The organism is Pseudomonas sp. GW821-FHT09D08 (assembly GCF_059416305.1).
Genome location: NZ_JBWKOX010000037.1, coordinates 1 through 21297, shown reverse-complemented (window position 1 = coordinate 21297; position 21297 = coordinate 1). Strand labels below are relative to the sequence as shown.

Annotated in this window: 21 protein-coding genes; 13 read left to right on the top strand and 8 right to left on the bottom strand. The window is 62.4% G+C overall.

What is annotated here, in order from left to right; genetic code table 11:
* Positions 1–217 precede the first annotated feature (217 nt).
* Complete coding sequence (locus AC07OP_RS31140) at positions 218–535, bottom strand: DUF6124 family protein (protein ID WP_115488491.1); 318 nt, start codon at positions 533–535, stop codon at positions 218–220.
* A gap of 639 nt (positions 536–1174) precedes the next feature.
* Between AC07OP_RS31140 and AC07OP_RS31135 the strand changes: the two genes are divergently transcribed.
* A complete protein-coding gene (locus AC07OP_RS31135; RefSeq protein WP_495101703.1) occupies positions 1175–1939 on the top strand; it encodes a GNAT family N-acetyltransferase in 765 nt (254 codons plus the stop codon).
* A gap of 61 nt (positions 1940–2000) precedes the next feature.
* The gene (locus tag AC07OP_RS31130; RefSeq protein ID WP_115488490.1) at positions 2001–3119 is read left to right on the top strand and encodes an acyl-CoA dehydrogenase family protein; all 1119 of its coding nucleotides are present in this window, start codon (positions 2001–2003) and stop codon (positions 3117–3119) included.
* Positions 3120–3233: 114 nt separating this feature from the next.
* Here AC07OP_RS31130 and AC07OP_RS31125 read toward each other — a convergent pair whose 3' ends face one another.
* From AC07OP_RS31125 to AC07OP_RS31095, 7 genes are all read right to left on the bottom strand, one after another.
* Positions 3234–3572 carry a Na+/H+ antiporter subunit G gene (locus AC07OP_RS31125; protein ID WP_315421211.1) on the bottom strand — a complete coding sequence of 113 codons (339 nt, stop codon included), beginning with the start codon at positions 3570–3572 and terminating at the stop codon, positions 3234–3236.
* Positions 3569–3847, bottom strand: a complete 279-nt coding sequence (locus AC07OP_RS31120; RefSeq protein WP_005789171.1) for a K+/H+ antiporter subunit F — start codon at positions 3845–3847, stop codon at positions 3569–3571. The genes AC07OP_RS31125 and AC07OP_RS31120 overlap by 4 nt, the downstream gene beginning before the upstream one ends.
* On the bottom strand, positions 3844–4332 hold the full coding sequence (locus AC07OP_RS31115) for a Na+/H+ antiporter subunit E (RefSeq protein ID WP_108572659.1): 489 nt from the start codon (positions 4330–4332) through the stop codon (positions 3844–3846). Before AC07OP_RS31115 ends, AC07OP_RS31120 begins: the two co-directional genes overlap by 4 nt.
* A complete protein-coding gene (locus AC07OP_RS31110; protein WP_027606292.1) occupies positions 4329–6011 on the bottom strand; it encodes a monovalent cation/H+ antiporter subunit D in 1683 nt (560 codons plus the stop codon). The genes AC07OP_RS31115 and AC07OP_RS31110 overlap by 4 nt, the downstream gene beginning before the upstream one ends.
* Complete coding sequence (locus AC07OP_RS31105) at positions 6008–6352, bottom strand: Na+/H+ antiporter subunit C (protein WP_003192163.1); 345 nt, start codon at positions 6350–6352, stop codon at positions 6008–6010. The genes AC07OP_RS31110 and AC07OP_RS31105 overlap by 4 nt, the downstream gene beginning before the upstream one ends.
* Positions 6352–9273, bottom strand: coding sequence for a monovalent cation/H+ antiporter subunit A (locus AC07OP_RS31100; protein WP_495101701.1), 2922 nt, complete (start codon positions 9271–9273; stop codon positions 6352–6354). The genes AC07OP_RS31105 and AC07OP_RS31100 overlap by 1 nt, the downstream gene beginning before the upstream one ends.
* Positions 9274–9397: 124 nt before the next feature.
* Positions 9398–10327, bottom strand: coding sequence for a DMT family transporter (locus tag AC07OP_RS31095; protein ID WP_092488827.1), 930 nt, complete (start codon positions 10325–10327; stop codon positions 9398–9400).
* Positions 10328–10420: 93 nt separating this feature from the next.
* Here AC07OP_RS31095 and AC07OP_RS31090 point away from each other — a divergent pair, with 93 nt between their 5' ends.
* The 11 genes from AC07OP_RS31090 to AC07OP_RS31040 all read left to right on the top strand — a co-directional run bounded on the left by AC07OP_RS31090 (position 10421) and on the right by AC07OP_RS31040 (position 21221).
* Complete coding sequence (locus AC07OP_RS31090) at positions 10421–10984, top strand: helix-turn-helix domain-containing protein (protein WP_027606295.1); 564 nt, start codon at positions 10421–10423, stop codon at positions 10982–10984.
* 154 nt (positions 10985–11138) lie between these two features.
* Positions 11139–12335, top strand: a complete 1197-nt coding sequence (locus AC07OP_RS31085; RefSeq protein WP_065940093.1) for an SfnB family sulfur acquisition oxidoreductase — start codon at positions 11139–11141, stop codon at positions 12333–12335.
* Between the two features lie 11 nt (positions 12336–12346).
* Positions 12347–12673, top strand: a complete 327-nt coding sequence (locus tag AC07OP_RS31080) for an acyl-CoA dehydrogenase (RefSeq protein ID WP_495101700.1) — start codon at positions 12347–12349, stop codon at positions 12671–12673.
* Positions 12673–14121: an LLM class flavin-dependent oxidoreductase gene (locus tag AC07OP_RS31075; protein WP_115488484.1), complete on the top strand. Its 1449-nt coding sequence runs from the start codon at positions 12673–12675 to the stop codon at positions 14119–14121. Before AC07OP_RS31080 ends, AC07OP_RS31075 begins: the two co-directional genes overlap by 1 nt.
* A 12-nt stretch (positions 14122–14133) precedes the next feature.
* Positions 14134–14982: an AMP-binding protein gene (locus AC07OP_RS31070; protein ID WP_495101699.1), complete on the top strand. Its 849-nt coding sequence runs from the start codon at positions 14134–14136 to the stop codon at positions 14980–14982.
* Complete coding sequence (locus tag AC07OP_RS31065; protein ID WP_065940090.1) at positions 14979–15749, top strand: ABC transporter ATP-binding protein; 771 nt, start codon at positions 14979–14981, stop codon at positions 15747–15749. The genes AC07OP_RS31070 and AC07OP_RS31065 overlap by 4 nt, the downstream gene beginning before the upstream one ends.
* Positions 15749–16630: a branched-chain amino acid ABC transporter permease gene (locus AC07OP_RS31060; RefSeq protein WP_027606301.1), complete on the top strand. Its 882-nt coding sequence runs from the start codon at positions 15749–15751 to the stop codon at positions 16628–16630. Before AC07OP_RS31065 ends, AC07OP_RS31060 begins: the two co-directional genes overlap by 1 nt.
* Positions 16631–16634: 4 nt before the next feature.
* Positions 16635–17684, top strand: a complete 1050-nt coding sequence (locus AC07OP_RS31055) for a branched-chain amino acid ABC transporter permease (RefSeq protein WP_495101698.1) — start codon at positions 16635–16637, stop codon at positions 17682–17684.
* Between the two features lie 18 nt (positions 17685–17702).
* A complete protein-coding gene (locus AC07OP_RS31050) occupies positions 17703–19043 on the top strand; it encodes an ABC transporter substrate-binding protein (RefSeq protein WP_495101697.1) in 1341 nt (446 codons plus the stop codon).
* Positions 19044–19046: 3 nt separating this feature from the next.
* Positions 19047–19814: an ABC transporter ATP-binding protein gene (locus AC07OP_RS31045; protein WP_027606304.1), complete on the top strand. Its 768-nt coding sequence runs from the start codon at positions 19047–19049 to the stop codon at positions 19812–19814.
* A gap of 12 nt (positions 19815–19826) precedes the next feature.
* Positions 19827–21221 (top strand): FAD/NAD(P)-binding protein, encoded by a 1395-nt coding sequence (locus AC07OP_RS31040; protein ID WP_495101696.1) that lies wholly within the window; start codon positions 19827–19829, stop codon positions 21219–21221.
* Positions 21222–21297 lie beyond the last annotated feature (76 nt).

The following is a 21297-nucleotide window of genomic DNA, read 5'->3' as shown; positions in this document are numbered from 1 at the left end:
GCGGGAAAAAAGACTTTGTGTCATTCGTTGACTTCGAAGAAGTGAGAATCTCTGGCGCGGAGGTAGGATGTTTCCTAAAGAAAGATTTGTTGCCTTTGCTTTAAATTGCCAGGATTGGCGGGTATTTAACACTCGACGTGCTAACGTTAAAAAGGGCGCTGATCTACTTGTACCAATATAGAGGCGCCCTTACATCAGCCCTGTCTCTGAACACCCTTCAACTTTGGGCTGCTGCTCTGTCCACCATCAACTGAATCCCCTCCAGCATCCGGCAAATTCCCAGTGCCACGCTGCGAGGAGTACCCTCAATCTCAAAAGCCAAATGGCTTGCCAGCGCTTGAACCGACGCAAGATCCTCCGACGCATTGACCAGCAGCGTCTCGACGTCTAATCCTTCACGAACGGTAAACAAGCCATGATCCTCAGTCGATGGATCTGGCTTTTCAGACGGGTTCAGGTAGTGGTTAATTGCTCGATGAGCGGCGGTGTGAAATGCGGTTGAATCTGACGGCGGATTCGGACTGTCTTTAATCATGGCAAAGCTCCCAGAGTATTGGAGCCATCACCGATCGCTGCGAAACGATACCCGGGTGGCAGCAGTACGCAGGTTCGCAGACCGGGACTCTAGGCACCCGGCATACCCGAAGGTATCCCACGCACAGCCGCCATAACAGCAGGTATAAAAAAGCGCCCGCTATCTTGTGGTGGACGCTGTGCGTCTAGAGTTTAACCGGACTGCGAAACCCGGTCGCTGAATTTGCAGCGACCACCGAAGATTAGGCAGCCATCTTCCGAGCGACAACCCTAAAACGCTGTCGGAAATTTCCGTCTGAACTTCATGCTTGATCTGAGCTGTTCGGCGGGACACGGAACGTCCCAGGCTGCATCCCCACGCAGTGGGAACGATCAGCCGCTATCGGGAGCAAGCCCCTCCCACTTTTTACCGTGCTCACTTTGTTCAGTCTTCAGATTCAGATCTATTTCTGAGTTGGCGTGTCATCGAGAGTTATTGTTTCTCCACCCATAACTGCCCCCACTTTCCAGTCTCCTGCACATTCCCGCCGTTTTTAGTCTTGCCGAATTCGCGTGAGGTTTCAGAGTTCCCTTACAGTCCCCCTTCACGAAGGGCAGGTAATGTTTGTTTGTTACTTGGTGTAATAAAAAGGGGACATATATGCAAATGCTCACACAGACCAAGGATGTGGGTTCACGTTTACCGCCCTGTAACGGTAAGTTGGTTGTTAGCTTCGTCAATACGCCAGAGCAACTGCGGGAGGTACAAGCCCTTCGTTATAAAGTGTTCAATGAAACATTCCAGGCACCGGCACTCAGCAATATCCGGGGTTTGAATGTCGACGAGTTTGACGACTATTGCGACCATCTGATTGTGCGAGATGCCACTACTGCCTGTGTGGTTGGCACGTATCGTGTCATGAGTCCAACCGCTGCCCGGCGCATGGGGCAGTACTATTCGGAAAAGGAATTCGATCTAAGCCGGTTGGATCATTTGCGTACACGCATTATCGAGGCGGGGCATGCGTGTGTGCATCCCGACTACCGTAGCGGCAGTGTGATCATGATGCTGTGGTCGGGCCTGGCAATGTATATGCAGCGTGAAGGATGTGATTACTTGATGGGGTGCGCCAGCGTCAGTTTGGCGGACGGCGGTCATCATGCATCGGCCATCTATCATGGGTTGACCCCCGAACAGCTTGGGCCGGCTGAGTATCGTGTCAGCGCACATACACTGTTTGCTCTTCATGATGTTAACGCTGAAAAACCTGCTCCCCTGCCGCCGTTGTTAAAAGGCTATTTACGCAGCGGTGCCTGGGTGTGTGGCGAACCCGCCTGGGACGCTGATTTTCAGACGGCTGATTTTTTTATGTTGTTGCCGTTATCGAATTTGGACCAGCGTTATGCGCGCCATTATTTGAAGTGACTGTGCGCTAGTGCATCGAGTGAATTGGGTGTTGCACGAACTATTGAAAGGTGTGAACAGTATGTTTTTAACAGAAGAACGAAATACCGCGTTTGAGTTGGTTCCGCAATTGGCCTTCTTTCTTGAATCCGCATCGCTGTTGGAACTTGAGCGAGGAGAGTCTCAACGCTTGGCTGATGTGTTTCGCACAGTGGGCCAGCCTGGGCTTGCCATTGCCGAGGCCCTGGGTGGCAGGGGCGTCAGTGCGCGCAAGTTGGCGCAGTTGCATACGTGGGTCGGTGCACATTGCCCTTCACTGGCTGTGATGATGACCATGCACCACCACACCGTCGCAGGCATGATGGCGGCCAGTCATTTTTTTCCTGACCTTGAGGGGCTGCTGAGCATCGTTGCAGGCAACGATTTGTTGGTGGCGTCCGGGTTCGCCGAAGGCCGCGCGCATTCGGATATCCTGGCGTCGACCATGGCCGTGGAGAAAACCGCCGATGGCTATATCGTCAATGGCAGTAAGAAACCCTGCACGATGACTCATCATTTCGACGTGATTACCTTTGGCGTCAACTATGTTGATCCGCAAGCTCACGTGCATCTTGGCATTGGTGCAGCGCTGGCGGGCGATCCCTGTATCGAGCGCAAGAGGTTCTGGTCTATTCCCCATTTGCAGGCGGCTGACAGTCACGAGCTCCGGTTCAACAACCTGGTGGTGCCCGAGTCCATGATGCATTTCAGCAAAACCGTGGATGAGCAACTCGGTGAGGATCAACAGGGTACGGGTAACCATTTGTTTGCGATCTGGTTCCAGTTGCTGGCTTCAGCGTCGTACCTGGGCATGGCGTGGGCATTGGCATCGCGAGCACTGACGGCGGGTAAAGGTTCGCAGGAGGATCGGGCGCTGTTGCTGATCGATCTGCAGGGGGCGACGATGGCATTGCAAGGGTTGGCGACGTCGATAGATGAAAACCGTTTCTTGCGCGCTGACCTGGCGCGTGCTCAGGCCACACGCTTCTCGGTGCAGGAGGCGCTCAACCGTATTGGCACGCGCGCTTTCGAACTCATGGGGGGGATGGCTTTCATGTCATCTGAAGAGGTCGCCTATCTGCTGGTGGCGACGCGGGTGCTGGCCTTCCATCCGACGTCCAGGATCGCCAGCAGTGCATTCCTGTGTGAGCAGCTGAGCTAATGCGGGAGGGGACTTGCCCCCGATAGCAGTGGATCAGTCAGCTCATCGGTAACTGACCCACCGCCATCGGGGGCAAGCCCCCTCCCACATTTTTAAACGTGTTCGCTCTATTGATCAGCGCCGGCTGCTGACCTCGGCCGGCACATCATCACCGGCCATGCGCTTGCGAAACAGCGCCGTACGCGCCAGCAGCAACGTGGTCACCGGTACGGTGATCGCCAACAAAATCGGAATCAGCCACCCGTGTAGCACCGGCCCGGACTTGAGCACCGAAAAATAGATAATCGACGCCAGCGCCACACACCAGGCACCCAATGTGGAGGCCAGCGCCGGCGGGTGCATGCGCTGGAAGAAGTCTTTCATGCGCAGCAAGCCAAGCGCGCCGATCAACGCAAACACGCTGCTCAATACCAGCAGCACCGCGACGACGATTTCCATCCATAACGGCATCATTCAATCACCTCCCCACGCAGCAGGAATTTGGCCAGGGCAAACGAGCCCACGAAGCCGAACAGCGCAATCAGCAGCGCCGCTTCAAAGTAGGTGTCACTGGCATATCGAATACCCAGCACCAGCATCATCAGCATCGCCAGGATGTACAGGTAGTCCAGCGCCAGGACCCGGTCCTGGGCCGACGGGCCTTTGAACAGGCGGATCAGGGTCAGCACCATGGCCAGGGAGAACAGGAACAGGCTGAACAGGATCGCATTGGAGAGCAGGGCGCTCATTCGAAGATCTCCATCAGGGGCCGCTCGTAGGTGGTCTTGAAGTGCTCGATAAACGGCGCTTCATCCTCCAGGTCGAATACGTGCAGCAGCAGGATGCTGCGGTCCAGGGCCAGTTCCGACCAGATGGTGCCGGGGACCACGGTGGTGATCATCGACAGGGCGGCGAGGCCATTGGCGTCGCGCAGGTCCAGGGGGATTTTGACGAAGCGCGAACGCGGTGGGCGTGAGCCGCACATCAGCACGCCCCAGGCCACTTGCAGGTTGGAGACGATCACATCGCGGCCGACCAGGAAAAACAGGCGGATGATCACGCCAGGGCGGCGGATGCGGATCGGCAGCGGGCGCAGCGGCGCCATCAGCAGCGGGGCGAGAAAGCCCAGCAGCGCGCCCAGCAGCAGGTTGCCGGGGCTGACGGACAGGTTCAGCACCAGCCACAGCAACCACAACGCGAGGGACAACCATGGGGCAGGCAACAGGCGCTTCATGGTTGAACCTCCAGCGCGGCGGTCTTGGCTTCGGGGCTGGGGACCGGACGCGTGGCCATCACCGCCATCACGTAGTGTTCCGGGTTGTTCAGGCTCTGGGCAGTGGCCTGGGTGTAGCGCATCAGCGGCTCGGCCTTGAAGGTCAGCAGGATGCTCAGGCCCAGCAGGAAGAAGATCGGCACGCACTCATAGCGGCGCAGCAAGGGCGACGGGCGCTCTTCCGGGGTCCAGAAGCGCTGGATACCCAGGCGGGCGAAGGCGATCAGCGAGGCAAGGCCCGAGAGGATCAACAGCGCCACCAACCCCCAGGCCGCGGGACGAATGGGTTCATCCACACTGACACCCAGGCCCAACGGGTTAACCAGCGCACTCAACAAACTGAGCTTGCCGATAAACCCGGACAGCGGCGGCATGCCGATGATCAGCAGGGCGCAGGCGACAAAGCTCAAGCCCAGGAACGCCATGGTCCAGGGAATCACCTGGCCGACCACGGCTTTCTGCTCGTCATCCAGGTTCACGCCAGGACGCGGATGCAGGGATTCCATGGCCTTGGGCAGTGCGTCGATTTCTTCATCCAGCGGCAGGTCGTTGGCCGAGCGCGAACGCTCGATCAATTCGGCCAGCAGGAACAGCGCACTCAACGCCAGGGTGGAGCTGACCAGATAGAACAGCGCCCCGGCGGTCAGGCTTGGCTGGGCGAAACCCACGGCCGACAGCAGGATCCCGGCCGAGACCAGGATGCTCAAGCTGGCCATGCGCTCCAGCCGCTGCGCCGCCACCATCGCCAGCGCCGCGCAGATGATCGTGGCCATGCCGCCGTACACCAGCCAGTCGCCGCCAAACAACGCCGATGCGCCGGCCTGGCCGGAGAACAACAGGGTCCACAGGCGCAGCACGGTGTACACGCCGACCTTGGTCATGATCGCGAACATCGCCGCCACCGGCGCGCTGGCTGAGGAATAGGCGGGGGCCAGCCAGAAGTTCAGCGGCCACATGCCGGCCTTGGCCAGGAATGCGGTGGCGAGGATCGCCGCACCGGCATGCAGCAGGCCGCGATCCGCCTCGGGAACCAGCGGGATTTTCAGCGCCAGGTCGGCGAAATTCAGCGTGCCGGTCACGCCGTAGATCATCGCCGCGCCGATCAGGAACAGCGACGACGCCAACAGGTTGATCGCGATGTAATGCAGCCCCGACGACACCCGCGCCCGGCCCGAGCCGTGCAGCATCAAGCCGTAGGACGCCGCCAGCAGCACCTCGAAGAACACGAACAGGTTGAACAGGTCCGCCGTGAGGAACGCGCCGTACAGGCCCATCATCTGGATCTGGAACAGCGCATGGAAACTGGTACCGGCACGGTCCCAACGGGCCATGGCGAACAGCAGCGCGCTCACGCCGATGATCCCGGTGAGCACCAGCATCAGCGCCGAGAGCTGGTCGACCACCAGCACGATGCCGAACGGCACCTGCCAGTTGCCCGGCAGGTACACCCCAATCGAGCCGGGGCCGCCTTTTTGCGTCCAGTACAACAGCAGGATCGCGATGCCCAGGCCAATGACGCTGGAGAACAGGTTGATCCTGGCCTTCAGCGGGCGGCGTTTTTCGCCGAGCATCAGCATCAGCGCGGCGGTGAGCAACGGCAGCAGGATGGGGGCGACGATCAGTTGGTTGACCCAATTCATTCCTTGGGCTCCCGGCCGTCCACATGGTCAGTGCCGGTCAGGCCCCGTGACGCCAGCAGCACCACCAGGAACAACGCGGTCATGGCGAAGCTGATCACGATCGCCGTAAGCACCAGGGCCTGGGGCAGGGGATCGGTGTAATTGAGCAAGTCCTGGGGCACGCCGTCCTTGATGATCGGCTCCTTGCCGATAAACAGGCTGCCCATGCTGAAAATGAACAGGTTGACCCCGTAGGACAACAGGCACAGGCCCATCACCACCTGGAACGTCCGTGGCCGCAGGATCAACCAGACGCCGGAGGCCGCCAGGACCCCAATGGCAATTGCGATGACTTCTTCCATCAGGCGGCTCCTTCGGTGGCGGCGACTACTTTGGCCTGGTTGCTCGGTTTATGCGCGCGCACCGACTGGTGGCCGAGGGCGGTGAGCATCAGCAGCGTCGAGCCGACGACCATGGCGTATACGCCCACATCGAAGAACAACGCGCTGGCGATATGAATATCGCCCAGCAGCGGCAGGCTGAGATGCCAGGTATGGGTGGTGAGGAACGGGTAGCCGACAAACAACGCGCCGATCCCGGTCAGCGTCGCCGAGAGCAGGCCGAAGCCCATCCAGCGCATCGGCCGCAGGCTCATCTGCGCCTCGACCCACTGGGTGCCGGCGACCATGTATTGCAGGATAAACGCCACCGACATCACCAGGCCGGCGACAAACCCGCCGCCCGGTTGGTTGTGGCCGCGCATGAACAGGTAGAACGACACCACCAGCGCAATCGGCAGCAGCAGGCGCACCAGCACTGCCGGCACCATCATGAAGCCGAGGGCGGTGTCGCTGGCCTGGCGCGGGTTGACCAGGTCGGTGGCCACGTCCGGCGCCAGTTGACGCTGCTGTGGCGGCAGCTCCATGCTTTCCTTGGACGGGCGGAAACGACGCAGCAGGGCGTACACCGTCAGCGCCACGGCGCCGAGCACGGTGATTTCGCCGAGGGTATCGAAGCCCCGGAAGTCCACCAGCATCACGTTCACCACATTGCTGCCACCTCCCTCGGGCAGGGCGCGGCTCAAGTAGAACGAGGAAATATCGTTGGGCGTCTGGCGCGTCAGCATCGCATAGGACAGCAGCGCCATGCCGCCGCCTACCACGGTGGAGAGCAGGAAGTCGCGCAGACGACGGATGCGCGCCTTGCGCAGCGAACTGGGCAGTGGCGAGACTTCTTCGATCCGCCGTGGCAGCCAGCGCAGGCCGAGCAGGATCAGTACGGTGGTGACCACTTCCACCACCAACTGGGTCAGCGCCAGGTCCGGCGCCGAGAACCACACGAAGGTGACGCAGGTCATCAGGCCGCACACGCTGACCATGGTCAGGGCCGCGAGCCGGTGGTACTTGGCTTGCCAGGCGGCGCCCAGGGCACAGGCAATCGCCAGCAGCCACAGGGTGACGAATACGATGGAGCCCGGGATCTTCGGGCGGTCGCCCCAGCTGAGGCCGCTGTTGAGCATCGGGATCATGGCGCCGATCACCGCGACGATCACCAACAGGAACAATTGGGTCTGCAGGCGCTTGGTGCTGATGCGTTTCTCGATCCTGCGCACGCCGCGCATCATCACCACCAGGCTGCGCTCGAAGCCGCGCTTGCCGTTGAAGTAGCTGATGACCGGCGGGTACTTGAAACGCCCGCGCTTCAGTTGTTTGCGTAGCAGCAGGTAGAGCACCACGCCACCGGACATGGCCACCAGGCTCATGATCATCGGTGCATTCCAGCCATGCCAGATCGCCAGGCTGTATTCCGGCAGCACGCCGCCGACCACTGGCAGCGCCGCAGCGGCGAGGATCGAACCGACCACCTGGGCCGGGAAGATGCCCACCAGCAGGCAGGTGAATACCAGCAGCTCAACCGGGGCACGCATCCAGCGCGGGGGTTCGTGAGGCGTGTGGGGCAGATCGGTGGCGGGCGGGCCGAAGAACACATCCACGGTAAAGCGCAGGGCGTAGGCCACGCTGAACGTACCGGCGATGGTCGCGATCAGGGGCAGAGCGATTTCCACCCATTGGGTCGACGAGATAAACACGGTTTCAGCGAAGAACATCTCTTTGGACAGGAAACCGTTGAGCAACGGTACGCCGGCCATGGATGCGCTGGCCACCATCGCCAGGGTCGCGGTAAACGGGATCAGGCGCACCAGGCCACTGAGCTTGCGGATGTCCCGCGTGCCGCTTTCGTGGTCGATGATGCCCGCCGCCATGAACAGCGAGGCCTTGAACGTGGCGTGGTTGAGGATATGGAATACCGCGGCGACGGCGGCCAGCGGGCTGTTGAGGCCCAGCAGCAGGGTGATCAGCCCGAGGTGGCTGATGGTGGAATAGGCTAAAAGGCCTTTGAGATCATTCTGGAACATGGCGCAGTAAGCGCCGAGGAGGAGGGTCAGGGCGCCGGCACCGCCGACGATCCAGAACCATTCTTCGCTGCCGGACAGCGACGGCCACAGGCGGGCCAGCAGGAACACGCCGGCCTTCACCATCGTCGCCGAGTGCAGATAGGCAGACACCGGGGTCGGTGCAGCCATGGCGTGGGGCAGCCAGAAATGGAACGGAAACTGCGCGCTTTTGCTCAGGGCGCCGATCAGCACCAGGGCGAGCATCACCGGGTACAGCGAATGCGCGCGGATCTGCTCGCCGGCGGCCAGCACCTGGTCCAGGTCATAGCTGCCGACGATATGCCCAAGCAGCATCACGCCCGCCAGCAGGCACAAGCCGCCCGCGCCGGTGACCATCAAGGCCATGTACGCACCACGACGCGCATCGGCGCGATGGTGCCAGTAGCCGATCAACAGGAACGAGAACAGGCTGGTCAGTTCCCAGAAGAACACGATCTGGATCAGGTTGCCGGAAATCACCAGCCCGAGCATGGCGCCCATGAAGGCCAGGAAAAACGCGAAGAAACGCGGCACCGGATCGTCCGGCGACATGTAGTAGCGCGCATACAGCGACACCAGCGCGCCGATGCCGAGCACCAGCATCGAGAACAACCAGGCGAACCCATCCATGCGCAGCACGAAGTTCAGCCCAAGGCTGGGCAACCACATGAATTCTTCGCGGATCACGCCACCGTGGGCGATCTGGGGGTAGAGCAGGGCGACTTGAACGGTTCCGACCAGGGCCACAAGGCCAGCCAGCAGGGATTCGGTGTTACGTGCATTGTGCGGCAGCAAGGCCGCCAGACAGCTGCCGATAAAAGGCAGAAGCAGTAGAACTATCAGGGACATAGGCTTCTAATCTGCGGGAGTTTGGGATGCATCATACGTGCCGCTTTGTCGATCACCAAACGGCAACATGTGGCAGGATCCTACAAAGTAGGTCGAAAACTCCCGTTTGGCATTGTTTCGGACCCTAGCCCTGTTGCTCCTGTTCCCGCTCATCCTGCAACTCGATGGCCTTTTGCCCTTTTGTCTTGATCTCACTCACAATCACCGCCACCACAATCAACGCCGCCCCCAGCATGGCAATCGGCGGGAATCGCTCGCCGGCGATCCGCCCGACTACCCCGGCCCACACCGGCTCACCGGCGTAGATCAACGTGGCCCGTGTCGGCGAAACGCTTTGCTGCGCCCAATTCATGGCGACCTGGATCACCGCACTGGTCAGGCCCAGGCCCACGGCGCTGAACAGCAGCAGCCAGGAGAACCCCGGCAGTGCCTCGCCCATCGGCACCACCATCAAAAACGACAGCAGCGACGCCGTCGCCAGTTGCACCACCGTCACCCGGCGTACGTCCACTTGCCCGGCGAACGCACTGATCAAAATGATTTCCGCCGCTATCGCCACGGCACCGATCAGGGTGGCGATTTCCCCGGGGCTGAAATTCAACGAAGCCCCGGCGGGGCCGGTCAACAACATCAACCCGGCAAACGCCAGCATGATGCCGATGCTCGGCATCAACCCCGGGCGACGGCCCAGCACCAGCCATTGCAGCAGCGGCACAAACGGCACATACAGGGCAGTGATGAACGCCGACTGGCTGCTCAGGATCGTCTGCAGGCCAATGGTCTGCAGACCGTAGCCGAACATGATCGCCACGCCGATAAACACGCCCGCCTTCAATTCGAACAACGTCAGGTCGCGCAGGGTACGCAAGGAAAAGAACCCGACCACAATCGCCGCCGCCGCAAAGCGCAGGCCCACGAAAAACATCGGCCCGCTGACGGTCATGGCATGCTGCACCAGCAAAAACGTGCCGCCCCAAATCATGGTGATAAACACCAGGATGCATTCGGCTTTGCTGAAGCGGTTGAAACGCGAAGGGGAGGTCGGGGCAGTCATGGCGGCTCTGGTCTTGCATGGGAAAGGCACGGACCGCACAATGCGCCGCACGCTGGGCAGTATACTGCGCACACCCACCCAATGAGCAATATAGTGCACAAAGAAAATCCACAACGGGCCTCGGTCCTGCAGCACGTCAGCCAGAACGTTCGTCGCCTGCGCCACGCCGCCGACCTGAGCCAGACCGCGCTCTCGGAAAAGTCCGGGGTCAGCCGGCGCATGCTCGTTGCCATCGAGGCCGGGGAAAAGAATGTCAGCCTGTCCACCCTCGATCGTGTGGCCGAAGCGTTGGATGTGGCGTTCAGCGACCTGATCCAGGCGCCGGATGTGCGCGATCACAGCCGCATCAACGAACTGGCCTGGGCGGGGGAAATCGATGGCAGCAAGGCGGTGTTGCTGGCCAAGGCCACGGCGCGGCGCGAGGTCGAGTTATGGGAGTGGCGTCTTGAACCCGGTGATCGCTATTGCCCGGACCCCGACCTGGAGGGATGGAGCGAGCAACTGTTCGTCTTCGAGGGCAGCCTGACATTGGTGGTCGGCGAGCAGGAAAATACCATCGGCGCCGGCGAATTCTTCATGTTCGCCAGCCACCAGCCCCATGCCTATCGCAATGACGGCCAGGTCGCCGTGCGCTTTGTGCGCAATGTGGTGATCTAACTGTTTGCCAGCCAACAGTGGATGCACACTTTGCTGGTTTGAAACTGCGGTTGCGCGCCTGTTTGCGCAGCAAACCGCTGATTTTATTGACGATTAAATTCAGGCACGACTCCTGCAAACACTCCAGTATCCCCTCGGAGCCTGGAGTCGGCCCATGTCTGCCCACCCTCAACAACCTGCCCATATCATCCGCTCGGACGCGGAGGCCATCGAGGTCGCCAAGCGCCTGGCCGAACGCTTTGCCGTCGACGCCAGCGCGCGCGACCGTGAGCGTCGCCTGCCGGTTGCCGAACTGGACGAGTTTTCCGCCAGCGGCCTGTGGGGCATCACCGTTCCCAAGGCCTATGGCGGCGCCGGGGTGTCCTATGTGACGGTGGCCGAGGTGATCAAGTTGATCTCCGCCGCCGACCCGTCATTGGGGCAAATCCCGCAGAACCACCTGGGCGTGGTGGACATCCTGCTGCAAACCGCCACCGAGGAACAAAAGCGCCACTACTTTGGCAAAGTCCTGGCGGGTTATCGCTTTGGTAACGCCTTCTCCGAGGCCAAGAGCAAAAACGCCGGCACCTTCGACACGCAGATTCGCTTCCACGGCGACACCGCGCAGATCAACGGCGAGAAGTTCTACTGCACCGGCGCGTTGTTCGCCCATATCGTGCCCACCGTGGGTAATAACGAAAAGGGCCAGGCGTTCATCGGCCTGGTCGAGCGCGATGCGCCAGGCCTGACCGTGATCGACAACTGGGACGGTTTCGGCCAGCGCACCACCGCCAGCGGCGGCGTGACCCTCGACGGCGTGAGCGTGCCCTTGAGCGCGGTGATTCCCGCCCACCTGGCGTTTGACCAGCCCACGGCCGATGGGCCGATTTCGCAAATTATCCAGGCCGCGGTCGACACCGGTATTGCCGTCGGCGCCCTTGAGCAGGCAAAAATCTTCGCGCGCCAGGCCCGTCCGTGGATCGACAGCCAGCAGGATCACGGCTGGCAGGACCCGTTCACCATCGCCGCCATTGGTGATCTGCAATGGCGTGTGCACGGCACCGAAGCGATCCTCGCCAAGGCTGGCCTGGCCGTCGACCGGGCCCTCGCCGAACCGAATGAAGACACCGTCGCCCAGGCCTCGCTGGTGGTCGCCCAGGCCAAGGTGCTGTCGGCCGAAACCGCCTTGCTCGCCAGCAGCAAACTCTTCGAACTGGCCGGCACCCGCTCGGTCACCGCCAAGCACAACCTCGACCGCTTCTGGCGCAACGCGCGGACCCACACCCTGCACGACCCGGCCCGCTGGAAATACCACCTGATCGGCAATTTCGTGCTCAACGGCGTCAAGCCTGCGCGCCACGCCTGGAACTGAGGACCTGACCCATGACCGCACTGACCCTCGCACGCCAACTGCTGGACAGCACCCGTCGCCACGTCGCAAAAAGCGACGACCCCTACGTGATCAGCCGCTTCGGCGATTGGCAGATTCGCGTGGATGTAGCGGCCGCCTTGCTTGAACGCGCCGAAACCGACCCAAGCCCGGTCGCCGTCACTGAAGCGCAGATCGCCGCCGCCGAAGCCTTGCTCTTTGCCAGCAACACCGAATTCGAACTGACCGGCCAACGCACCGCGCTGCCACCGACCCTGAATGATCCGTTGCGCTGGAAATACCAGGTCGTCGGCAACTACCACCTCAACGGAGTGCTGTGATGTCCCGTGAAATTCGCTTGAACGCCTTCGACATGAACTGCGTCGGCCACCAATCGCCGGGCCTGTGGGCGCATCCGCGCGATCGTTCGTGGCAGTACAAGGACCTTGAATACTGGACCGACCTGGCGAAGATCCTTGAGCGCGGCAAGTTCGACGGCCTGTTTATCGCCGACGTGCTGGGCATCTACGACGTGTACAACGGCAACGGCGACGCGGCGATTCGCCAGGCCACCCAGGTGCCGGTCAACGATCCGTTGTCGCTGATCGCACCCATGGCGCTGGTCACCGAGCACCTGGGTTTTGGCCTCACCGCATCGCTGTCGTTTGAACACCCGTATCCGTTTGCCCGCAGGCTGTCGACCCTCGACCACCTGACCAAGGGCCGCATCGGCTGGAACATCGTCACCTCCTACCTGGAAAGCGGCGCCAAGAACCTTGGCCAGAAAGCCCAGACCGAACACGACGCCCGCTACGACTATGCCGAGGAATACCTGGAGGTCTGCTACAAGCTCTGGGAGGGCAGTTGGGAAGAGGGCGCGGTACTGCGCGACCGCGAACGTCGAATCTTCAGCGACCCGAGCAAGATCCACGAGATCCGCCACGTCGGCAAACACTTCCAGGTGCCCGGCATCCACCTGTGCGAACCGTCGCCGCAGCGCACCCCGGTGCTGTACCAGGCCGGTGCGTCCAGCCGTGGCAAGCAGTTTGCGGCCGAGCAGGCCGAATGCGTGTTCGTTGCCGCGCCGTCCAAGGTGCTGCTGAAAAAGACCGTCGCCGACATCCGCCGCCGTGCGGCCGAAGCCGGACGCGACCCGAAGAAAATCCTGATTTTCAACTTGCAGACCGTGATCGTCGACGAGACCGACGCCAAGGCCAAGGCCAAGTTTGACGAGTACAAATCCTACGTCAGCTATGAAGGCGCGATGGCGCTTATCTCTGGTTGGACGGGCATCGATTTCAGCCAGTTCAAGCCGGATGAACCGCTCAAGCACGTGCACACCAATGCGATTCAATCGGCGGTGGAAGCCTTCTCCACGGCGGACCCGAACAAGGTCTGGACCCCCAGCGAACTGGCCGATTGGGTCGGTATCGGCGGCTTTGGCCCGCTGTTCGTCGGCGGCCCGGAAACCGTGGCGGACCTGTTGCAGGAGTGGGTCGAAGAGACCGACGTCGACGGCTTCAACCTCGCCTATGCGCTGACCCATGAAACCTTTGTCGACGCCGTCGAATGGCTGGTGCCGGAGTTGCAGAAGCGCGGCGTGTACAAGACCGAATACGCCCAGGGCACATTGCGCGAGAAGTTGTTCGGCGATGGTGCAAGGTTGGGGGCGAACCACCCGGGCGCCGGCTATCGCGATCTATCGAATGCACATAAGTCCAATGTGGGAGGGGCTGTGTCGATCCAAATAATCAAGCCAGCGGACCACCGCACGCACACCCCACAATAGGAGCAACCCCCTATGAGCGTGCACGAACCAACGGCCCTCCTGGAACACCTGAGCCACTGGGCGCAACTCACACCGTTGCACATCGCCCTGCGCCACAAGCGCCAGGGCCAGTGGTACGCCTGGCGCTGGATCGACACCTTGCGCGATGTCGAACGCCTGGCCGATGGTTTGCGCCAGCAAGGTTTCGATCAACAGTCACGCTTGGTGCTCAGCGGCGCCTTTGAGCCGAACCTGCTGTTGCTGGCGTTGGCGGCCCAGTCCGTCGGTGCACAGGTGCTGACGCTGGCCGATAACCTCGAGCCGCAGGCCTTGGAGCAACAGCTGTGGCGTATTCATCCCAGCCACGCCTACGTTCAAGGTCGCCAGCGCGATTGGACCTTCACCCAGCGGCTGGACTTCGCCCAACTGCTCGGCCCCGTGGACCCGGCGCAACACCTGCAGCGCTGGTGGCACCCCGCCGGCGAAACCGGGTTGTGGAGCGAGGAGGGCACCCACTGGCAAGGCGGCCTGGCCGTGGTGCTGGAGCAGTGGCTGAGCAGTGGCCACGGCCTGGCCTTCCCGGAAAGCCTGGCCTCGGCGCGGCGTGATCGCAGCGAAGTCGCGCCCACCGGCCTGCTGCTGTCGCCCGCCCGTTTGCTGCACCTGGCCGACGAGATCGAAAGCCGCCTGCCACCCCACGGCACCTGGCGTCGACGCCTGTGCGACTGGGCCATTGCCCACCCGCACAGCGGCCTGCGCCGCCTGCTGAAAAACCGTGTGCGCACACTGTTGGGCTTCCAGCGCCTGGCCTATATCTGGCAGCCCCTCAAATCCAATGCCGAGCCGACGTGGCTTGCCGAATTCAAACGGGAACGTGCATGAGCCAAGCCATTCTCCAGGTGCGGGACATCTCGCTGTCGTTCAAGGGCGTCAAGGCGATCAATGGGCTGTCGTTCGAGGTGGCGCGCGGGGAAATCTGCGCGTTGATCGGGCCCAACGGTGCCGGCAAGAGTTCATTGCTCAACGTCCTCAACGGCGTGTATCGCTTCGATGCCGGCGAGATTGTGTTCGAGGCGCAGCATTTCCAGCGTATCGACCCGCTGGGCGCCGCGCGCCGAGGCATTGGCCGTACCTTCCAGAACAACGCCCTGTTCAAGAAAATGAGCGTGCTCGACAACATCCTCACCGGCCTGTCGCGGCATATGCGCACCAGCTTTATCGAACAGGCCCTCGGCTTGCCCCGCGCACGCCGTGAAGCCGAAGCCTTCCGCCTGCGCGCCCAGGGCATCCTTGAATTCCTGGAGCTGCAAGCCTACCGCGATGTGCTGGTGGGCAACCTGTCCTATGGCCTGCAAAAGCGTGTGGAGCTGGGCCGTGCATTGATCGCCGGGCCCAGCCTGTTGCTGCTGGACGAACCCATGGCCGGCATGAACGCCGAGGAAAAACAAGAAATGGCGCGCTTTGTCGCCGACGTAAACCGCGACCTCGGCACCACCGTGGTGTTGATCGAACACGACATGGGTGTGGTCATGGGCCTGTCCGACCATGTGGTGGTGCTCGACTACGGGCGCAAGGTCGGCGACGGCACCCCTGCCGAGGTGCAGGCCAATCCCGAGGTGATCGCGGCCTACCTGGGAGTGACACACTGATGACGTTTTTCTTCGAAACCCTGCTCGGCGGCCTGCTCGCCGGCACCATGTATTCCCTGGTCGCGATCGGCTTCGTGCTGATCTACAAGGCCAGCGGCGTGTTCAATTTTGCCCAGGGCTCGATGCTGCTGTTTGCCGCGCTGACCTTCGTCAGCCTGCACGACCAGGGCGTGCCGTTTGCCCTGGCGTTGCTGTTGACGGTGATCGTGATGATCGTCGGCGCCTTGCTCATCGAGCGCCTGGTGCTGCGGCCGCTGGTGAACCGCTCGCAGATCACGTTGTTCATGGCGACGCTGGGCCTGTCGTTCATTATCGAAGGCCTGGCCCAGGGCGTGATGGGCTCGCAGGTGCGCGCCCTGGACCTGGGCATCGACGATGTACCGCTGTTCGTCGGGCCGCTGATGCTCAGCCAGTTCGACCTGATCGCCGCGGCCGTGGCCGTGGTGCTGGTGACGGTGCTGGCGCTGCTGTTCAACAAGACCCGTATCGGCGTGTCGCTGCGCGCGGTGGCGGATGACACCACGGCGGCGCTGTCCATCGGCATCAACCTCAACCGCATCTGGCAGATCGTCTGGGCGGTGGCCGGCATCGTCGGGCTGGTGGCGGGGTTGTTGTGGGGCGCGCGCCAGGGCGTGCAGTTTTCGCTGTCGCTGGTGGTGCTCAAGGCCTTGCCGGTGTTGATCATCGGCGGCTTCACCTCGATTGGCGGGGCCATTGTCGGCGGGCTGATTGTCGGCGCGGCGGAGAACCTCGCCGAGGTGTATATCGGCCCGCTGATCGGTGGTGGTATCACGCCGTGGTTCGCCTATGTCCTGGCGTTGTCCTTCCTGTATATCCGTCCCGCCGGCCTGTTCGGCGAGCGCGCCATCGAGCGAGTCTGAAAGCATGTCGATCCCTGTTGCTGAACACACCGCCCCCTTGCTGCTGGTCCAGCGGCGCGTGCCCTGGAGCCTGCTCGGCCTGCTGGCGCTGGCGTTTATCGTGGTGCCGCTGTGGGGCAATGACTATTGGCTCAACGCGATCCTGATCCCGTTCCTGGTGCTGTCCCTGGCCGGGCTGGGCCTGAATTTACTCACCGGCTATACCGGGCAAACCTCGGTGGGCGCAGCCGGCTTCATGGCGGTTGGGGCGTTCGCCACCTATGGGTTTTTACTGCGCCTGCCGGAGCTGGGCCTGCCGGTGGCGCTGCTCGGTGGCGGGATCATCAGCGCCTTGGTCGGGCTGCTGTTTGGCTTGCCCAGCTCGCGGATCAAAGGCTTCTACCTGATGGTCACCACGCTGGCCGCGCAGTTTTTCCTGGAGTGGCTGTTCGTCAAATTCCCCTGGTTCTACAACTACGGCTCGTCCGGGACCATTTCGGCGCCGAAGCTGGCGTTGTTCGGCCATGACCTCAACACGCCGCTGGGCCGCTACGGGCTGACCCTGGTCACGGTGCTGTTGTTGACCTGGGCTGCGGTCAACCTGGTGCGCAGCCAGGTGGGTCGCAACTGGATGGCGATCCGCGACATGGACACCGCCGCCGCCGTGGTCGGTATTCCGGTGGTGCGCTACAAGCGCCTGGCGTTTGCGGTCAGCTCGTTCTACCTCGGCATCGCCGGCGCGTTGTGGGCGTTTGCCTACCTGGGCACGGCCAGCGCCAGCAGCTTCGATATCAACCGCTCCTTCCAGATCTTGTTCATCATCATTATCGGCGGCATGGGCAGCATTGCCGGCAACTTCGTCGGCGCGGCATTCATCAGTTTGCTGCCGATCTTCCTCAGCCATGCCGGGCAGGCGTTGTTCGGTGGCTCGGTGGACGCGGGGCAGTTGCAAAACCTGCAGAAAATCATTTTTGGCGTGTTGATCATCGTGTTCCTGATCAAGGAGCCCGAGGGCTTGATTCGCCTGTTGTACAACCTCCGTGACCGGCTGCGTCAGTGGCCCCTACGTTTCTGACTGAATAAGAGAGTCCCTATGCGTGCATCCTTGAAACGCTCCCTGGCCGGCGCCGCCTTCGCGCTGGCTGCCCTGGCCGGTGCCGTGCCCCAGGCGGTAGCCTCGGCCGACCAGCAGTTCTTTCCCCTGGCCACCTACCGCGTCGGCGCCTACGCGTCCAGCGGCGTGCAGGTGTGGGCCGGGATGATCGACTACCTGCGCTATATCAACGAGGTCGAAGGCGGCATCAATGGCGTCAAGCTGGTGTGGCAGGAATGCGAGACCGAGTGGACGGCGGAGAAGGGCATCGAGTGCTACGAGCGCTTCAAGAACGGCCTGGATGGCGCGCCGGTCGCGGTGTACCAGCCCAACGGCGCACCGGCGGCCTATGCGCTCAGCGAAAGGGCAGAGGTGGACAAGATCCCGCTGATCACCCTCGGCTATGGTCGCACCGAAGCCACCGACGGCACGGTGTTCCCGTACAACTTCCCGGTGATGCTGACGTTCTACAGCGAGGCGTCGACCCTGGTGAACTACATCGCCCAGCGCGAAGGCGGCTTCGACAAACTCAAGGGCAAGAAGATCGCCACGGTCTACCACGACTCGGCCTACGGTCGCGAAACCCTCGGCCCGCTGAAATTGCTGGCGGAAAAATACGGCTTTGAAAACATCCAGATTCCGGTGGCCGACCCGGGCAATGAGCAGTCTGCGCAATGGCGCCAGGTGCGCCAGGCCAATCCGGATTGGGTGTTCCTGCGCACCTGGGGCGTGTCCACCCCGGTGGCGGTGAAAACCGCCGCCCGCTTCGGCTTCCCGGTGGACCATATCATCGGCGACATCTGGGCCAGCTCCAGCGAAGACGTATTGCCCGCAGGCGCTGCCGCCAAGGGCTACCTGGCGCTCACGCCTTACCCGGCAGGTGCGGATTTCGAGATCCACAAGCGTCTCAAGCAATACATCCTCGACAAGGGCCACAGCGACCTCAAGGACCTGAAGAATTTCGGCAGCGTCTACTACAACTCCGGCCTGGTGAACGCCGCCGTGGCCGTGGAAGCGATCCGCACCGGCCAGGCCAGGTTCGGCAAGCGTCCGCTCAATGGCGAAGAAGGTCGCTGGGGCCTGGAACACCTGAATATCGATGACGCGCGCTTGAAGGACATGGGCTACCTGGGCCTGATGCAGAACCTCAAGCTGTCGTGCCGCGACCACGAAGGCGGCGGCTCGGCGCGCGTGCAGCAATGGGACGGCGCCCACTGGACGCTGATCAGCGACTGGATCGCCGCCGACCGCGCCCTGTTGCGCCCGCTGATCGATGAAAAAACCGCGGCGTTCGCCAAGGAAAAAGGCCTGACGCCACGCACCTGCACCGGGGATGAATAAATCATGAGCCAGCTCGCCAGCGAAGCCACGCGCCCGTCGTTGTTGACGGTCAACGATATTGAAGTGATCTACGACGGCGCGATCCTCGCCGTGGCCGGGGTGTCGCTGAGCGTGCCCAAGGGCGCCATCGTCGCCCTGCTCGGGGCCAATGGTGCCGGCAAGAGCACCACCCTCAAGGCGATCTCCGGGCTGGTGCGGGCCGAGCGCGCTGAAGTCAGCCGGGGCGTGATCGAATACGCGGGCGTCGACCTGGCCGGCGTCGACCCCAGCCAGCGCGTGCGCCAGGGCATGGTGCATGTGTTGGAAGGCCGCCATGTCTTCGGCCAGCTCAGCGTCGAAGACAACCTGCGCAGCGGCGGCTTTGTGCGGCGCCTGAGCCGCAAGGCCATGGAGCAGGACCTGGAGCGTATCTATGCGTGGTTCCCGCGGCTCAAGACCAAACGTCACACCCGCGCGGGCCTGACGTCCGGCGGCGAGCAACAGATGGTCGCCATCGGCCGCGCGTTGATGACCCGTCCTACTTTGGTACTGCTCGACGAGCCGTCCATGGGTTTGGCGCCTATGATCGTGCAGGAGATCTTCGAAATCATCGCGCAGCTCAACCGCGAGCAGCAGGTGAGCTTCCTGATCGCCGAGCAGAACATCAACGTCGCGCTTAACTATGCGTCCCAGGGCTACGTGCTGGATACTGGGCGCGTGGCCTTGAGTGGCAGCGCTGCCGAGCTGTTGGCACGGGGCGATTTGCACGATATTTATCTGGGTAAACAGTAAAGGCGAATGTGCATGACTGAATCCCTCCGCAACGCTGATGTGCTGATCATCGGCGGCGGCCTGAGCGGCACGATGCTGGCGGTGCAACTGCTGCGCCGGCCTGGGCAGCGCCGGATCCTGGTGATCGAACCGCGCGCCGAACTCGGCCGTGGCGAGGCCTACAGCGCCGTCGAACTGGGCCACACCCTGAACGGCAACGCCGCGCGCATGAGCGTCGACCCGGACAACGCCGACGACCTGACCCAATGGCTCACCGCCTACATCGGTGCCGGCGGTTGGCCCGAGTCGGACCAGCAGCACGTGCCCATCAGCGAACTGTTCCCGCCGCGCGGGATTTTTGGCCTGTATGCACAGCAACGGCTGGCTGAAGCCAAGGCATTGTCCGCGTCCACCGTCGAGCATATCCGCGCCGAAGTCGTCGACCTGCAGGTCGGCGACGATTCAGTGTTGCTGACCCTCGACAACGGCCAGCAATTGCACGGCGCCCAGGCGGTGTTGGCCACCGGCATGTTCCCGGCGGCACGCACGCCGCAGACCCAGTCCAGCGGCTTGAACGCCGCCGCCGTGGACCCCTGGGACGTGCAGGCCATGACCCGGATCGACCCGCAGGCGCCGGTGCTGATCATCGGCTCCGGGTTGACCATGGTCGACGCCGTGGTGTCTCTGGAACAGGCCGGGCACCGTGGGCCCATCGAGGTGTTTTCACGCCACGGCTTGTTGCCCCATGTGCGCCGGCAACCGCCGGGCTGGGACGATTTCCTCGCTGCCGACCACGCCTTGCGCAGCCCGCGACAACTGCTGCGCGAGGTGCGGCGTCAATGCCGCCTGGCATTGGCGCAGGGCATCGATTGGCAGGCGCCATTGGACACGGTGCGCGCCCATATCGGCCGGCTGTGGAGCCAGGCCAGCGAAGGCCAGAAACGCCAGTTCGTGCGGCACGTGCGGCCCTGGTGGGAAAGCCATCACCACCGCTCGCCGCCGTTGAGTGCCCAGTTGGTGGCCCGGCTGCATGAGCAAGGGCGGTTGCGCATTCGCGCGGCGTCGTTCAAGGGGCTGGAGCCTTCGGGCGAGGGCGTGACGATTCGCTTGCGTTACCGTGGCGAACAGGTGATCAGCCTGGTATCGGGAGCGGCGCTGATCAACTCCAGCGGCATTGAATACGACTGGCGCCGCGTGGCCCGGCCGTTGCCGCAGCAGTTGCTCAAGCGCGGGCTGATCACGCCTGGACCGCTGGCGTTGGGGATTGCTGCGGACACGTCCGGCGCTGTGCTGGATGCCCAGGACCGGGTCAGCACGCGATTGTTCGCCATGGGCCCGCCGTTGCGTGGGATGTGGTGGGAGAGCACGGCGGTGACGGATGTGGCGCTTCAGGCCAAGGCATTGGCATTGAAGTTGGTGCATTTCTAAATGTGGGAGGGGGCTTGCCCTAATGCCAGTCAGTTAAGGCTTTTTGTAGGAGCGAGCTTGCTCGCGAAAAACTCAC